The following is a 14,089-nucleotide window of genomic DNA, read 5'->3' on the forward strand; positions in this document are numbered from 1 at the left end:
CCGGACGGCCGCGGCCAGGAGACACTGCGCATGGATCTGGATTATTCCCCCGCCGACGACGCGTTCCGCGTCGACGTCCGCGCCTGGCTCGAGGCCAATCTGCCTCACGCACTGCGCGCCAAGGTACTCGATCACAAACGACTCGACCGCGAGGATTTCGCGAGCTGGCACCGGATTCTCGGCCAGCGCGGCTGGTCTGCGCCCGCGTGGCCGGCCGAATACGGCGGCCCGGACTGGAACGCGACGCAGCGGCACATCTGGGATGAGGAGTGCGCACGCATCGGCGCGCCGACCGTGCTGCCGTTCGGCGTGTCGATGGTCGCGCCCGTGCTGATGAAATACGGCAGCGAAGCGCAGAAGCGCCATTATCTGCCGCGCATTCTCGACGGCACCGACTGGTGGTGCCAGGGCTATTCGGAGCCGGGCTCCGGGTCGGATCTCGCATCGCTGCGCACGCGCGCCGAACGCCACGGCGATCACTACGTCGTCAACGGCCAGAAGACCTGGACGACACTCGGCCAGTATGCGGACATGATGTTCTGTCTCGTGCGCACCGATCCGGCGGCGAAGAAGCAGGAGGGCATCTCGTTTCTGCTGATCGACATGAAGACGCCCGGCATCACCGTGCGTCCGATCATCACGCTCGACGAGGATCACGAAGTCAACGAGGTGTTCTTCGAGGACGTGAAGGTGCCCGTCGAGAATCTCGTCGGCGATGAAAACCGCGGCTGGACCTACGCGAAATACCTGTTGGGCCACGAGCGCACCGGCATTGCACGCGTCGGCGCGTCGAAGCGCGAGCTCGCATTCCTGAAGCGCGTGGCGTCGAACCAGCGCAAGAACGGCAAGCCGTTGCTCGCCGATCCCGTGTTTGCCGCGAAGGTCGCGGCGCTCGAGGTCGAGCTGATGGCGCTCGAGGTGACGGTGCTGCGCGTCGTGAGCCGCGAGACGAGCGGCAAGGGGCCGGGCCCCGAGGCATCGATGCTGAAGATCAAGGGCACCGAGGTGCAGCAGGCGCTCACCGAGCTGATGTTCGAGGCGATCGGGCCGCTCGCCGCGCCGTTCGATGTCCCGTTCCTCGAGGGCGAGCGCGAACACAGCAGCGCGGGCGACGACGATGCGGCGCCGCTCGCCGCGTACTACTTCAATTACCGGAAGACGTCGATCTACGGTGGTTCGAACGAGATTCAGAAGAACATCATCGCGCAGATGATCCTGGGGCTGTGATCAGGGAACGGAGACAACCATGGATTTCAGCTTTACCGATGAGCAGCAACAGTTCGCCGACGCGCTGCGCCGTTATCTCGGCGAGCAATACGGTTTCGACGCGCGCCAGGCCATCGTGCGCAGCGAGGCGGGTGTGTCGGATGCACAATGGAGCGCATTCGCGGAGCTGGGCCTGACCGCGCTGCCCGTGCCGGACGCACAGGGCGGATTCGGCGGCGGCCCGGTCGACATGCTGGTCGCGATGCAGGAGCTCGGCCGCGCACTCGTGGTCGAGCCGTACTGGGCGACCGCGGTCGGTATCGAGGCGCTGCGCATCGCCGGGTCCGGCACGGGCGACGATGCCGCGCTGCTGGAAGCGGTCGCACAAGGGCAGAAGCGCGTTGCCGTTGCATTCCACGAACCGCGGGCGCGCTACGACCTGTACGAACTCGAAACGCATGCGCGCGAGCAGGGCGGCACGTACCGGCTGACCGGCATCAAGTCGATCGTTCAGCACGGCGCACAGGCCCATGTGTGGATCGTGCCCGCGCGCGTCGACGGCGGCGGCATCGGCCTGTTCGTCGTCGATCGCGATGCCGCGGGCGTGAAGCTCGTCGACTACCGGACGATCGACGGCCAGCGCGCCGCGACGATCGAGTTCAAGGAAACGCCCGCGCGGCAGTTGACGGGCGGCGCACGCGATGCGGCCGCACTCGAGCAGATTGCCGATTACGCGACCTTCCTGCTCTGCGCGGAAGCGGTCGGCGCACTCGACGAACTGAACCGCGCGACGGTCGAATACACGAAGACGCGCGAACAGTTCGGCGTGCCGATCGCGCGCTTCCAGGCGCTGCAGCACCGGATGGTCGACATGCTGATTCACGCGGAGCAGGCGCGCTCGCTGACTTACCTGGCCGCCGTGCGTTACGCGGGCGGCGACGCCGACGCGCGGCGCAAGGCGGTGTCGGCCGCGAAGGCGCGGGTCGGCGCGGCCGCGCGCTTCGTCGGCCAGCAGGCCGTGCAACTGCACGGCGGCATGGGTGTGACCAACGAGGTCGCCGCCGCACACCTGTTCAAGCGGCTGTCGATCATCGAGACGACCCTCGGCGACACCGATCATCACCTTGCGCGCATCGCGGCCCTGCCGGATTTCGCGCAGACCGACGCGGCATGACGGCGACGCGCGAGCGCGCTACAGGAGATAGACAGTGGGTATCAGTTACGAAGATCTGGAAGTCGGCAGTACGACCGAAATCGGCCGCTATACGTTCGAACCGGACGACATCAAGGCGTTCGCGCAACGCTACGATCCGCAGCCGTTCCACCTCGACGAGGAAGCCGGCAAGGCCTCGCCGTTCGGTGGGCTGGTCGCGAGCGGCTGGCATACGTGTTCGGTGTTCATGAGCCTGCTCATCAAGAAGCTCGGGCCGGATTCGACCAGCATGGGCTCGCCCGGCATCGATTCGATCCGCTGGCTCAAGCCCGTGCGTGCCGGCGACACGATCACGATGTACCAGAAGGTCCACGACAAGCGCGTGTCGGCGAGCAAGCCCGATCGCGGCATCGTGTCGACGGAGTGGATCGGCCTCAACGGTGCCGGCGACACGGTGATCACCGTGCATACCAAGGTGATCTTCGGGCTGCGCCATCCGCAAGGAGCGGGTGCATGACGGACGTGACATTGCCGCTGATCGCGTCGACGCAAGCGTTGCTCGAGCGAGTCGGCGCGGAACCGCTCGCGAGCGGCTGGGTCGAGATCGACCAGCGCCGGGTCGACGGGTTCGCCGACGCGACCGGCGATCACCAGTGGATTCACGTCGATCCCGAGCGTGCGCGGCGCGAGTCGCCGTTCGGCGGCCCGATCGCGCACGGCTTCCTGACGCTGTCGCTGATTCCCGCGCTGATGACCGATGCGATGCGCTTCGAGCAGAAGATGGGCGTGAACTACGGACTGAACCGCGTGCGGTTCCTGAAGCCGGTGCCGGTCGGCGCACGCGTGCGCGCGCTGTTCGCGGTGAAGGAAGCCGCGCAGGCCGCGCGGGGCGGCGTGCAGGTGACGTGGTCGGTGTCGATGCAGGTCGAGCGTCCGGATGCGCCGTTGCTCGTTTGTTCGGCGGAATTCATTACGCTGCACTACTTCTGATGCGCGCGGCGGCAGCGACGGATGCCGCTGCGTCACAGGGCGCGCGGCGCTTCAGTGCTTCGCGTATTGCGTCGCGCCGAACAGCATCTCGCGTGCCTTGTCGTCCTGCAGCGGCTTGCGCAGCGACGCGAGTACTTCGACGCCGCGCTGCACGGCGGCACGCGCGGCAATGGCTTCATGCCAGCGCTTCACGTTCGGCAGTTCGTCGAGCACGATGCCCTGGTTTTGCCACGAACGCGTCCACGGGAACGTCGCAATGTCCGCGATCGTGTACGTGTCGCCCGCGAGATAGGCGGATTCGCCGAGGCGCTTTTCCATCACGTTGTACAGGCGCTTCGCTTCGTTCGTGTAGCGATTGACCGCGTACTCGATCTTCTCCGGCGCATACAGCCGGAAGTGATGCGCCTGGCCGAGCATCGGGCCGACGCCGCCCATCTGGAACATCAGCCATTCGAGCGTCGCGTAGCGCGCGGCCGGCTCGGTCGGCAGGAACTTGCCGGTCTTTTCCGCCAGGTAAACGAGGATCGCGCCCGATTCGAACAGCGAGATCGGCTTGCCGCCAGGGCCGTCCGCGTCGACGATCGCGGGGATCTTGTTGTTCGGGCTGATCTTCAGGAATTCGGGCTCGAACTGGTCGCCTGCACCGATATCGACCGGATGCGCACGATACGCGAGGCCTGTTTCCTCGAGCATGATGTGTACCTTGTGGCCGTTCGGGGTCGCCCAGCTGTAGACGTCGATCATCGTCAACTCCTTTATTGCATGCGCGAAAGCGGCGCCGACAGGGCGCCGCGACAGGCGGTCATTAGAGCATGGATCGATGCGGGCTGCAGGCGACGGCAACGTGCGGCCATGCGCCTGCGCGCGCGTGTCGCCGAGGCGGCGGAACCGGCGTTCGAGCGGTGGCCGCGCGCCGGATCAGCGCTTGTAGCGCGGCTGGCGTTTCTCGAGAAATGCGGTAATGCCTTCGAACGCGTCCGCGTGATGCAGTGACGCGACGAAGTGATCGCGCTCGGTGCCGAGGTGCGCATCGAGCGGCTGCGCGGTCGCATCGTCGAGCAATGACTTGATGCGTGTCAGCGCGTTCGGCGAGATGCCGGCAAGCGAGTCGGCCCACGCGAGCGCGTCGGACAGCGCGGCACCGGGCGCGGCGAGCCGGTTGACTACGCCGAGCGCATGCAGGCGTTCGGCCGCGACAGGCTTGCCCTCGAACAGGATTTCGGCGGCGAGCGCACGCGGCAGCGCACGTGCGAGGAACCACGAGCCGCCGCCGTCGGGCGTGAGGCCGACGCGTGCGTACGACATCACGAACTTCGCATCGTGCGCGGCAACGATCAGGTCGCACGCGAGTGCGAGCGAGAAGCCCGCGCCGGCCGCGGCGCCTTCGACGGCCGCGATCACGGGCTTCGTCGTTGCGCGCAGCGCCGTGATCCACGCGCCGAGCTGATCGATGCTGTCGGCCTGGTAGGACGGATCCTTCGAGCGGTTGTCGAGCAGCCGGTTCAGGTTGCCGCCCGCGCAAAAGAAACGATCGGCCCCCGTGAGCACGACCGCGCGAATCGCGGGATCGCGCTCGGCGGTGGCGAGCGCTTCGACGCCGGCCGCATACATGTCGGGATGCAGCGCGTTGCGCGCGCCGGGATTGGACAGCGTGAGGACGAGCGTCGATTCGCTTTCGGGCGGACGCGAGGCCAGCAGTTCAGCACTCATGCGAGTGTGTCTCCATCGAATGGCGGGGTTGCGGCGTCGCATGTTGCGCGGGCTTGCGCGCCTACCCGTGAGGGTGATGCCGCAGCGGATGTATCGTTGTCTTGACGGACGCGAAACTGCTTTAGACTAGCACGAACGTGCTTTTCAGCGCGACGCATCCCGATGCGGCCGGCATCACTGCGGCCGCGCCTCAGCAACGAAGGAGACTCCGATGCTACAGCTGTGCGGTATTCCGTTGTCCAACTATTACAACAAGGTGAAGTTCGTCCTGCTCGAGCATGGCATCCCGTTCGAGGAATCGGCATGCGGTCTGCCGATCAACGATCCGGCACTGCTTGCCGATTCGCCGCTCGGCAAGATTCCGTTCCTGAAGACGGAAGAGGGCGCGCTGTTCGAGTCGCAGGTGATCATCGAGTATTTGGCGGCGCGTTATCCCGACAAGGCCATTTTCCCGGCCGGGCCGTTCGCGGCCGCGAAGGTGCGCGAACTCGTCGAGACGCTCGAGCTGTATCTCGAATGGACCGCGCGCGAGGTCTATACGGAAGCGTTTTTCGGCGGCAAGGTCAGCGACGGGATGAAGGCGCACGTCGAGAAGCGCCTGCCGCGCGCGATCGATGCGTTCAAGCGGATGACGCAGTTCTCGCCGTACGTGCTCGGTGACACGTTCAGTCTTGCGGACATTGCCGCAGCGATCCATCTGCCGGTGATCGGGATGGCGACGAAGGCCGTCTTCGGCCGCGATTTCCTGCTCGACGCCGGCATCGACTGGAAGGCGCACGTGAAGCTGGTCGGCGAGCGGCCGGCCGCGCAGCGCGTGGCGGCCGATCGCAAGGCCTACGTCGAGGCGGCGAGCGCCGCGCGTTCGTAAGCGCGGTGCGGGCGCGGTGTCATGCCGCGCCCGGTCGCCGAGGCAAGTCTTACAGGCGCGCGAGCCGTTCGAGTGCGGATGCGAGCGTGCCTTCCTGCTTCGCAAAGCAGAAGCGCACGACGCCCGACTCGTGCGGCTCGTGGTAGAACGCCGACACCGGAATCGCCGCCACGCCGATTTCCGATGTGAGCCACTTCGAGAATTCCGCTTCGGGCAGATCGCTGATCGCCGAATAGTCGACGCACTGGAAGTACGTGCCGGTGCACGGCAGCAGTTTGAAGCGCGTGCGCTCGAGGCCGGCGCGGAAGAAGTCGCGCTTGTTCTGGTAGAAGCCGGCCAGCGTCAGGTACGGCGCCGGATCGCGCAGGTAGTCGGCGAGCCCGATCTGCATCGGCGTGTTCACCGTGAACACGTTGAACTGATGGACCTTGCGGAACTCCGCGGTCAGCGCGGCAGGCGCCGCGACGTAGCCGACCTTCCAGCCCGTCACGTGGTAGGTCTTCCCGAAGCTCGACACGATGAAGCTGCGCGCGGCCAGGTCCGGGTAGCGTGCGACGCTCTCGTGCCGCGCGCCGTCGTAGACCATGTGTTCGTACACTTCGTCCGACAGGATCAGCACGTTGGTGCCGCGCACGATCTCCTCGAGCCTGCGCATGTCGGCCTCGCGCCACACGGTGCCGGTCGGGTTGTGCGGCGTGTTGATCATGATCATCCGCGTCTTCGGCGTGATCGCGGCGGCCAGGCGATCGAACGGGATCGCATAGTCGGGCGCTTCCAGCGTGACGAACACGGGTTTGCCGCCGGCCAGTTCGATCGAAGGCAGATAGCTGTCGTAGGTCGGTTCGACGACGATCACTTCGTCGCCGGGATGCACCGCGCACAGGATCGCCGTCAGCAGGGCCTGCGTCGCGCCGGCCGTGACCGTGATCTCGGTGGCCGGATCGTAGCGCCGGCCGTAGACCTGCGCGATCTTGTCGGCGATCGCATCGCGCAACGGCGCGACGCCGGCCATCGGCGGATACTGGTTGTGACCGTTGCGCATCGCGGCCGCGACCGCGTCGACGATGCGCGGGTCGCAGTCGAAATCCGGGAAGCCCTGGCCGAGGTTCACGGCGCCTTTCTCGGCGGCGAGCGCGCTCATCACCGTGAAGATCGTCGTGCCGACGTTCGGCAGGCGCGAGGGGAAAACGGGAGTCGTAGGCATGTCGGTAGGAGCGTTCATCGATACGGTCGCAAGCGGGTGGCGCCGGGCTCGTCAGGCCGGCGTGGTGGGGGTGGCCGACGCGGCATCGAGCGCGCAGGCTTCGGTAAATGGCGCGGGCTGCGCGATCCGGAAGCCGAAGTCGCGTGCGGTGCGCTTCGCGAGCTTGAGCAGCGCACGGTCCTTCGACACGAGCCAGTCGGCCTGCGCGGCGCGCGCGAGCTCGAGAAACTTCTGATCGTCGCGGTCCTTGCACTTCGGCAGCGGCGGCGCGTCGGCGTCGACGGGCGGCGGCTCGACGAGGCGCGTCAGGCGGGCGACGGTCGCGAGCGCTTCGGCCTTGTCGATCGCGCGCGCCTGGAACTGCGGATAGTCGAGCACGAGCTCGAGTTCGTTCAGGCAGCGGCCGTCGATCACGGCGGCCAGCGTGCCGCGTTCGAGCGCAGCCCGGATCGGGCGGGTGGCGGGGTCGTCGAATACGAGTATGTCGATCCAGACGTTCGAGTCGAGCACGACGCGATGTGCGGCATGCGGGGCGAGGGAGCGGGTCATTCGTTACAATCGGTGGTTTTCGTCTGACCGCAAGGCACGGCGTGCCAGCGAGCCTCTATGATAATCGTTCTCTCCCCAGCCAAATCCCTCGACTACGATACGCCCGCCCACGTCCCGTCTTACACGAAGCCTGCATTCGTCGACGATGCGTCGGAACTGATCGACGGCCTGCGCAAGCTGTCGCCGCAGGACATCTCGACGCTGATGGACATCTCCGATCCGCTCGCGCGGCTGAACTTCCAGCGCTACGCGGACTGGTCGCCGACCTTCACGACGGCCAATGCGAAGCAGGCGGTGCTCGCGTTCAACGGCGACGTGTACGAAGGGTTCGATGCCAGATCGCTGTCGGCCGCCGATCTCGACTATGCGCAGCAGCACGTGCGCGTGCTGTCGGGCCTGTACGGGCTGCTGCGCCCGCTCGACCTGCTGCAGCCGTACCGGCTCGAGATGGGCACGCGTTTCGCGAACGCGCGCGGCAAGGATCTGTATGCGTTCTGGGGTGACCGCATCACGCGGGCACTGAACGAGCAGCTCGAGACGCGCAGCGGCGCGGCACGTGTGCTGGTCAACTGCGCGTCGACCGAGTACTTCAAGTCGGTCAAGCCGAAACTGCTGGCCGCGCCGATCGTCACGCCGGTGTTCGAGGACTGGAAGGGCGGCCGCTACAAGATCATCAGCTTCCATGCGAAACGCGCCCGTGGCCTGATGGCGCGCTATATCGTCGAGAACCGCATCGCCGAGCCGGCCGCGCTGAAGGATTTCGCGATGGAAGACTACGCGTTCGATGCCGCTGCGTCGAACGATTCGACTTACGTATATCGCCGGCGAATCGGCGAGTGACCGAGCCGGCCGTTCACGAGACGGCCGGTGCATGCATGAGGCCGGACACGTGGCAGACCGCCCGCTCCGGTCGCAATTGGAGAGACAGATGACCCTTTCGATCACCAGCAATTTCGACGCAGGCGCCGTCGACGTCGTGTCGTGCGACAGCCCGGACGCGATCCGGCTGCGCATACGTGGCGACAACCGCTCGGAATTCGCGCAATGGTTCTACTTTCGCCTGACGGGCGCGCGCGGCGAGCGGTGCGTGATGTCGTTCGAGAATGCAGCCGAATGCGCGTATCCGTCGGGATGGCGCAACTACAGTGCAGTCGCGAGCTACGACCGGGTCGACTGGTTCCGCGTGCCGACGACATTCGACGGCAAGACGATGACCATCGACCATACGCCCGAGTTCGACAGCATCTACTACGCGTATTTCGAGCCGTACTCGGAAGAGCGCCATGCGGCGTTCCTCGGCGCGGTTCAGCAATTGCCGCAGGCGAGCGTCGTCGAACTCGGCCGCACGGTCGAAGGCCGTCCGATGTCGCTGCTGACGCTCGGTACGCCGGAAGTCGACGGGGCACCGAAGAAGAAGGTGTGGATCATCGCGCGCCAGCACCCGGGCGAGACGATGGCCGAGTGGTTCGTCGAAGGGCTCGTCAAGCGGCTGGCCGGATGGGGCGACTGGGCGGGCGATCCGGTGGCGCGCAAGCTGTACGACCGCGCGACGTTCTACATCGTCCCGAACATGAATCCGGACGGCAGCGTGCACGGCAACTTGCGCACCAACGCGGCGGGCGCGAACCTGAATCGCGAGTGGATGGAGCCCGATGCCGAGCGCAGCCCCGAAGTGCTGGCCGTGCGCGATGCGATCCATGCGATCGGCTGCGACATGTTCTTCGACATTCACGGCGACGAAGATCTGCCGTACGTGTTCGTTGCGGGTTCGGAGATGCTGCCGAGCTTTACCGAGCAGCAGGGCAGGGAGCAGACCGCGTTCATCGAGGCGTTCAAGGTCGCGAGCCCGGATTTCCAGACCGAGCACGGCTATGCGGCGAGCAAGTACAAGGAAGACGCGCTCAAGCTCGCGTCGAAGTACATCGGCCATCAGTTCGGCTGCCTGTCGCTGACGCTCGAGATGCCGTTCAAGGACAACGCGAACCTGCCCGACGAGCGGGTCGGCTGGAATGGCGAGCGGAGCGCGGCGCTTGGCGCTGCGATGCTGGCGGCAATCCTGGTGCACGTCGAGACGTTCGCGTAAGCGCATCGTCGTCGATATGAAAAAAGCCGGCGCATCGCATGATGTGCCGGCTTTTTGGCTTCTGTCGTTGCCGCTCCGTCGTATCAGGACTTCTTCGCGGTTTTCTTCTTCACGGCACTCTTCTGGCCGCTGGATTTTTTCGTTGCGACGGCTTTCTTGCCGGTGCGGCCGGATGCCTTGGCCTTCACCTTGCCGCGGTGTGACTTGCCGTTGAACTTCTTCGTCGACGACGACGGACGCTCGACGCGCGGCTTCAGCGGCGGCACGGGATCGTTCCAGCTGAACGCAAGCATTTGCTGACCGACGTAGCCGCAGCGGAATTTCAGCGGTGTCGGGTCGCTGCCGTCGCTGTGGACGCCGAGGCCATCCACGGTAACGATGTTGTCGACCTTCACGCGCTGCTTGCCCTGATCGAACGAATCGTTCCACGGCGTGATCGTCGCCTTGCCGCTTTCGAACGCGTTCGGCGCGAAGTCGACGCGATCGAAGGCCGACGACGTGCTGGCGATGAAGCTGCCGTGCGCCGCACAATCGGCGACGATCGGATCGGCGTGCATCTCGTTGACTAATTTGTTGATCAGTTCGGAGCGCTGGTCGAGGAGGTCGGCGAATACCGGTGCCGGAAGCGCAAGCGACAGGCCCGCGACACAGGCCGCCAGCTTGCCGAGCGCCCGGAAAATCCGGAGCGAGGCAGGTGAGCTGTCCATCTGGTTATTGGTGAGGAGCAAATGAGGCATCGGGCACGTATAGATGCCCGATGAAGATCAGGAGTTCAATCTTAGCGTAAAAAAGTTGTGCGGCAGTAGGCGTTGCACTCTCCCGCGCTGCGCAAACGGATCGCCGCGCGCACCGCTCGCATCGGGGCCGCCGCGTTCAGGCGCGCGGGCCGCCGAGGCGATAGCGCCGAACGTCGAAGGTCGTGACCCACGCCGGACGATAGACAGCGATGAGCGCGGTGGCCATGCCGGTGAACCACGCTTCGCCGAGCGCGAGCAGCGCGGTGTTCAGCAGATAGCCGGCGGGAATCACGACGGGCACGCCGTCCGCGAGCGCGAGCTGGACACCGGCCGCGGCCGCGGCGACCGAGACGATCGCGATGGCCGGTGACAGGAACCCCTGGCCGATGATGAACGATGCGAGGTTGTGCGGGAGCCACGCGATCGCGGCGCGTTGCAGCAACGCGGACACGGCGACCGGTAGCGCGCCGTAGATCAGATAGGTGAGACCGATGCCTTGCCACGGCGCATCGAAGACGATCGCGGCGACGGCCGTGACGGCACCCATCGCGATCAGCGCAAGCGTCCAGTCGAACAGCGTGACGAGCAGCGTCGCGCCGAGCAGGTGCATGACGATGCCATCTTCGAGCCACGCATTCGAGGCCCACAGCACCGTGATCGCAGTGACGAGCGCGAGCCACACGTGCTGGAGCGTTGCGTCCTGCAGCCGGACGAAGGGACGATTCCAGAGCGCGAGCACGAGCAGCGCCACGGCGGCGATCCAGCCACCGATGCCAACCCAGAGCGGAAGCGGTGTGAAAAGAAAACCCATGGGTCCATATTACTCGTTGAGCATCAAAGGTGGGAATCCGCACATGTCGACCGTCGCAATATCGAGACTGTCCGATCAGCGGTCGCGCCGAAACCGCGCCCGCGGTTCGGCCGCGAGCGGCAGGTCGCGAGTGCTGGTGTCCGCGGCAGGCAGCGGGTATGGACGGTCGTTCCGTTGCTTGCGCAGGGGGACCGGGCCGCGTTCGCCGATGACGGGCTTGCTTGCACGATCGCGGTTCGCCAGCAGCACCTCGAGATGGGGCGACAGCCAGCCGTTGTAGATCGCGACTGCGGCAGCGCGGTTTGCCGCGCCCAGCTGCTGGAAGATGCTGGCGAGGTGGATCTTCACGGTGCCTTCGCTGATGCCGAGCGTGCGGGCGATCATCTTGTTGGTGCTGCCCATATGGACGAAGCGCATGATCTGCGCCTGTCTAGGCGACAGGAGGCTGCTTGGCGGGCGGCGCGGCAGCGATCCGGCGAGCGTCTGGAAATGGGCATCGTGACGCGCCGCGGCGGCGGAAGGCAGCAGGCTTAGCGCGATCGGCGGGATGTAATGGCCGCCCAGCAGAACCATTTCGAGCGCCCGCACGATCAGGTGCGGCCGTGTGGAGTGCGGGATCACGCCCGCGACACCGTAGTTGTAGAAGCGCTGGATGGCCTCCGGCGTGGATTCGTCGATCAGCACCGCGGCGGGCGTCGGCGAGCAGGCGCTGCAGAGCGCCTGGAGTTCGCTGTGCCGCCCGACGTCCAGCCAGTCGATGGCAACGAGGTCGAAACGTTGGGTACGCAGCAGCCGGCGCGCCTGGAAACCATCGGGTGCATCGTTGATGCGGGCGTGACGGTCGATCTGCCGCAGCAGGGCTTTCAGTCCGTCACGCCGTTCGGCGTCTGAGTTAAGCACCAGGAACCGCATATTCAACCTCCGTAAGGTGAGTCATTGAGCTGCCGTCGGCATGGGGTGGTTCCGATAATGACAAAAACCTTACACGATGTCTGCTTGGCTGAAAGGATTAGGAAAAGTCTGAAATTTCTCGTGAGGGAAATGCGGACGAAAAAAAAGCCGCTCCGGCAGGAACCGGGAACGGCTTCATTGGGCAGGCTCAGCGGGCCTGCCGTGCACGATCAGTGAAAGTGCGGCTGGGCGGGCGATGCGTCTTCCGGCATTTCCGCGTGGACGATCTCGCCGAGCGGATCCGCATAGAGCGGCACGCCGCAGTCGTCGCAGTACTCGGGCTCGAAGCGGCCTGCGTGCCGGCGGACGTCGGTTACACCGCATTCCTTCAACAGACTCACGATCTCCTCGAGCGGCCCTTCGATCGGTGCTTCGCCTTCGAGCGTCGCACTGTCGATCGACACGTCACCGTTCTCGCGACCGTACAGCGGCCACACGACGCCATAGATCACGTCGTTGCTGGCACGTCGCGTGAAGCCGACGCGATACTCGTCGATCCGGCGCTCGCCGAAGCCCGCGACCACCGCGCGCAGCTCTTGCGGTGCCGCACCAAGTGTGTCGAAAAGATAACGGATGGCCGTTCGGACCGTGTGCGGACGGATGCGCTCGTCCGCGTCGCGGCAGGCCGAGTAGTACGCGTCCGGAAGCAGGCATTCGAACTCGCAGCCGGGCAGGGCAGCCGACAGGTTCGGGCCGCCCTGGGCAGTCCATTGCTCGAGACACTGGCCGCGTTCGATCCGGTTGCCGTGTTCTTCCTCCTGCCAGCGAAACAGCGGTGCGCCGGCCGGCGCGGCGACGACGGCGAGCAGGAAGCGCGGGTCGGCCAGGATCGGTGAGGTTTCGGGCAGGTCGCCGAAGCTGAGCTTGGCGGCGTGCTGGCCGAGCGCCGCGTGCGCGAGCTGCTGGGCGAGCCGATAGGTCTCGACGTGGTGGCGCGGCAACTGGTCGATGCTGTACAGGAACGGGGCCAGCCCGACGAGCGTGCCGGTGGCGAGCACGTGCGCCTGCAGGTGCGTGCGCAGTGCGTCGGCGACGTCGCCTTTCAGCGGGCCCGACGGAATCATGTAGCGCGTCCAGGCGAGAACGGGAACGGCGACCAGCAGCGCATCGTACGGCTGGCCGTCGTGTTCGATCACCATCGATTCGCTATGCGTCTCGGCCATGTCGGCGAGCGCGCCATAGGCGTCGGGGTGGTTCTGCTGCAGATGGTCGAGTGCTGCGTCGAGCGTGGTCTGGTTGCCGTTGCGAACAATCTTGGCAAGCAGCGCATCGAGCTTCGCTTCCCAGAAGCGATCCTCGATGCGACTGCCCGAGGCGAAGAGCGCAAGCGACAGGCCGACCAGTTTGTCGGCGTCGGGGGGGAGGCGTTTGGCGATTCGCTGGCGCATATTAAATACGTATAGAAAGAGGCGAAGAACCTCACATTCTAGTCCGTTCTTTGCGCCATAAGCGGTCTCGTGCTCCGGCATGGCCGGAAGGCCGAATCGGCGGGGATGAAAGAAAAATCCATCGAACCCCTTGCGCGATTGCCGGCAGGTGCTTAGAATCACGCCTCTTTCGCGCTAACGGAAACGCGGCGCGGGAGAAGAAGGGAAGCGGTGCTGTCGGGCGGGTCGTAGCGGTCTCGGCGGTGCTGGAAGTTGAACCCCAGTCGTCGCAACGAAGCAGTTAAAAAGTTGTTGACGAACTGAAAAAGACGGTTCATAATCTCACTTCTCTGCTGCTGAAAACGCAGCGCTGCTGAGAAAACCTCCGGGTCCTCGCAGACATGCTCTTTAAAAATTAACAGCCGATAAGTGTGGGCGCTTGATGGTAGCGAGCTGATCT

16 protein-coding genes are annotated in these 14,089 nt (G+C 65.6%); 7 read left to right on the forward strand and 9 right to left on the reverse strand.

The genetic code is table 11. From position 1 onward, the window contains the following. Positions 1-30: 30 nt before the first annotated feature. The 4 genes from U4012_RS25800 to U4012_RS25815 are packed head-to-tail and all read left to right on the forward strand — an operon-like array spanning position 31 to position 3,349. Positions 31-1,227 (forward strand): acyl-CoA dehydrogenase family protein, encoded by a 1,197-nt coding sequence (locus tag U4012_RS25800; RefSeq protein ID WP_044844732.1) that lies wholly within the window; start codon positions 31-33, stop codon positions 1,225-1,227. Positions 1,228-1,246: 19 nt separating this feature from the next. Continuing rightward, on the forward strand, positions 1,247-2,380 hold the full coding sequence (locus U4012_RS25805) for an acyl-CoA dehydrogenase (RefSeq protein ID WP_321802128.1): 1,134 nt from the start codon (positions 1,247-1,249) through the stop codon (positions 2,378-2,380). Positions 2,381-2,414: 34 nt separating this feature from the next. Further along, positions 2,415-2,876 (forward strand): MaoC family dehydratase, encoded by a 462-nt coding sequence (locus U4012_RS25810; RefSeq protein ID WP_044844653.1) that lies wholly within the window; start codon positions 2,415-2,417, stop codon positions 2,874-2,876. Next, a complete protein-coding gene (locus tag U4012_RS25815; RefSeq protein ID WP_124487235.1) occupies positions 2,873-3,349 on the forward strand; it encodes a MaoC family dehydratase in 477 nt (158 codons plus the stop codon). The genes U4012_RS25810 and U4012_RS25815 overlap by 4 nt, the downstream gene beginning before the upstream one ends. A 51-nt stretch (positions 3,350-3,400) precedes the next feature. On the opposite strand, the gene U4012_RS25820 is transcribed toward U4012_RS25815, so the two are convergent. Together U4012_RS25820 and U4012_RS25825 are read right to left on the reverse strand one after the other, a co-directional pair. Further along, on the reverse strand, positions 3,401-4,093 hold the full coding sequence (locus U4012_RS25820) for a glutathione binding-like protein (protein WP_321802129.1): 693 nt from the start codon (positions 4,091-4,093) through the stop codon (positions 3,401-3,403). A 174-nt stretch (positions 4,094-4,267) separates the two neighbouring features. Continuing rightward, the gene (locus U4012_RS25825) at positions 4,268-5,059 is read right to left on the reverse strand and encodes an oxepin-CoA hydrolase, alternative type (RefSeq protein WP_124522500.1); all 792 of its coding nucleotides are present in this window, start codon (positions 5,057-5,059) and stop codon (positions 4,268-4,270) included. A gap of 211 nt (positions 5,060-5,270) precedes the next feature. Between U4012_RS25825 and U4012_RS25830 the strand changes: the two genes are divergently transcribed. Further along, positions 5,271-5,927, forward strand: coding sequence for a glutathione S-transferase (locus tag U4012_RS25830; RefSeq protein ID WP_257772852.1), 657 nt, complete (start codon positions 5,271-5,273; stop codon positions 5,925-5,927). Between the two features lie 49 nt (positions 5,928-5,976). Here U4012_RS25830 and U4012_RS25835 read toward each other — a convergent pair whose 3' ends face one another. Both U4012_RS25835 and U4012_RS25840 read right to left on the reverse strand, forming a co-directional pair. Continuing rightward, entirely contained in the window at positions 5,977-7,149 is a 1,173-nt protein-coding gene (locus U4012_RS25835) for a pyridoxal phosphate-dependent aminotransferase (protein WP_321802130.1), read from the reverse strand. Between the two features lie 33 nt (positions 7,150-7,182). After that, positions 7,183-7,680 carry a putative toxin-antitoxin system toxin component, PIN family gene (locus tag U4012_RS25840; RefSeq protein WP_044844648.1) on the reverse strand — a complete coding sequence of 166 codons (498 nt, stop codon included), beginning with the start codon at positions 7,678-7,680 and terminating at the stop codon, positions 7,183-7,185. A gap of 57 nt (positions 7,681-7,737) precedes the next feature. Here U4012_RS25840 and yaaA point away from each other — a divergent pair, with 57 nt between their 5' ends. Next, a complete protein-coding gene (yaaA, locus tag U4012_RS25845; RefSeq protein ID WP_321802131.1) occupies positions 7,738-8,520 on the forward strand; it encodes a peroxide stress protein YaaA in 783 nt (260 codons plus the stop codon). 88 nt (positions 8,521-8,608) lie between these two features. Beyond that, positions 8,609-9,763 (forward strand): M14-type cytosolic carboxypeptidase, encoded by a 1,155-nt coding sequence (locus tag U4012_RS25850; RefSeq protein ID WP_321802132.1) that lies wholly within the window; start codon positions 8,609-8,611, stop codon positions 9,761-9,763. A gap of 83 nt (positions 9,764-9,846) precedes the next feature. Here the strand turns inward: U4012_RS25850 and U4012_RS25855 are convergent, their stop codons facing one another. The 5 genes from U4012_RS25855 to U4012_RS25875 form a co-directional block, all read right to left on the reverse strand. Next, positions 9,847-10,500 (reverse strand): BspC domain-containing protein, encoded by a 654-nt coding sequence (locus U4012_RS25855; protein ID WP_321802133.1) that lies wholly within the window; start codon positions 10,498-10,500, stop codon positions 9,847-9,849. 136 nt (positions 10,501-10,636) lie between these two features. Beyond that, the gene (locus tag U4012_RS25860; RefSeq protein ID WP_044844644.1) at positions 10,637-11,311 is read right to left on the reverse strand and encodes an energy-coupling factor ABC transporter permease; all 675 of its coding nucleotides are present in this window, start codon (positions 11,309-11,311) and stop codon (positions 10,637-10,639) included. A gap of 75 nt (positions 11,312-11,386) precedes the next feature. Further along, positions 11,387-12,223 carry a response regulator transcription factor gene (locus tag U4012_RS25865; protein ID WP_044844643.1) on the reverse strand — a complete coding sequence of 279 codons (837 nt, stop codon included), beginning with the start codon at positions 12,221-12,223 and terminating at the stop codon, positions 11,387-11,389. A 209-nt stretch (positions 12,224-12,432) separates the two neighbouring features. Continuing rightward, positions 12,433-13,650: a DUF2863 family protein gene (locus U4012_RS25870; protein WP_044844642.1), complete on the reverse strand. Its 1,218-nt coding sequence runs from the start codon at positions 13,648-13,650 to the stop codon at positions 12,433-12,435. 158 nt (positions 13,651-13,808) lie between these two features. Next, a partial coding sequence (locus U4012_RS25875; RefSeq protein ID WP_321802134.1) for a hypothetical protein occupies positions 13,809-14,089 on the reverse strand: 281 nt, incomplete at its 5' end.

The sequence above is a fragment of the Burkholderia sp. BCC1988 genome (assembly GCF_905339895.1).
Taxonomy (GTDB): domain Bacteria; phylum Pseudomonadota; class Gammaproteobacteria; order Burkholderiales; family Burkholderiaceae; genus Burkholderia.

Bases quoted from the DNA above. Each gene is read 5' to 3' on its own strand.
- U4012_RS25815 (WP_124487235.1), top strand. From the start codon at position 2,873: ATGACGGACGTGACATTGCCGCTGATCGCGTCGACGCAAGCGTTGCTC.
- U4012_RS25870 (WP_044844642.1), bottom strand. From the start codon at position 13,650: ATGCGCCAGCGAATCGCCAAACGCCTCCCCCCCGACGCCGACAAACTG.
- yaaA (WP_321802131.1), top strand. From the start codon at position 7,738: ATGATAATCGTTCTCTCCCCAGCCAAATCCCTCGACTACGATACGCCC.
- U4012_RS25830 (WP_257772852.1), top strand. From the start codon at position 5,271: ATGCTACAGCTGTGCGGTATTCCGTTGTCCAACTATTACAACAAGGTG.
- U4012_RS25850 (WP_321802132.1), top strand. From the start codon at position 8,609: ATGACCCTTTCGATCACCAGCAATTTCGACGCAGGCGCCGTCGACGTC.
- U4012_RS25805 (WP_321802128.1), top strand. From the start codon at position 1,247: ATGGATTTCAGCTTTACCGATGAGCAGCAACAGTTCGCCGACGCGCTG.
- U4012_RS25800 (WP_044844732.1), top strand. From the start codon at position 31: ATGGATCTGGATTATTCCCCCGCCGACGACGCGTTCCGCGTCGACGTC.
- U4012_RS25835 (WP_321802130.1), bottom strand. From the start codon at position 7,149: ATGAACGCTCCTACCGACATGCCTACGACTCCCGTTTTCCCCTCGCGC.
- U4012_RS25865 (WP_044844643.1), bottom strand. From the start codon at position 12,223: ATGCGGTTCCTGGTGCTTAACTCAGACGCCGAACGGCGTGACGGACTG.
- U4012_RS25820 (WP_321802129.1), bottom strand. From the start codon at position 4,093: ATGATCGACGTCTACAGCTGGGCGACCCCGAACGGCCACAAGGTACAC.
- U4012_RS25860 (WP_044844644.1), bottom strand. From the start codon at position 11,311: ATGGGTTTTCTTTTCACACCGCTTCCGCTCTGGGTTGGCATCGGTGGC.
- U4012_RS25840 (WP_044844648.1), bottom strand. From the start codon at position 7,680: ATGACCCGCTCCCTCGCCCCGCATGCCGCACATCGCGTCGTGCTCGAC.
- U4012_RS25855 (WP_321802133.1), bottom strand. From the start codon at position 10,500: ATGCCTCATTTGCTCCTCACCAATAACCAGATGGACAGCTCACCTGCC.
- U4012_RS25825 (WP_124522500.1), bottom strand. From the start codon at position 5,059: ATGAGTGCTGAACTGCTGGCCTCGCGTCCGCCCGAAAGCGAATCGACG.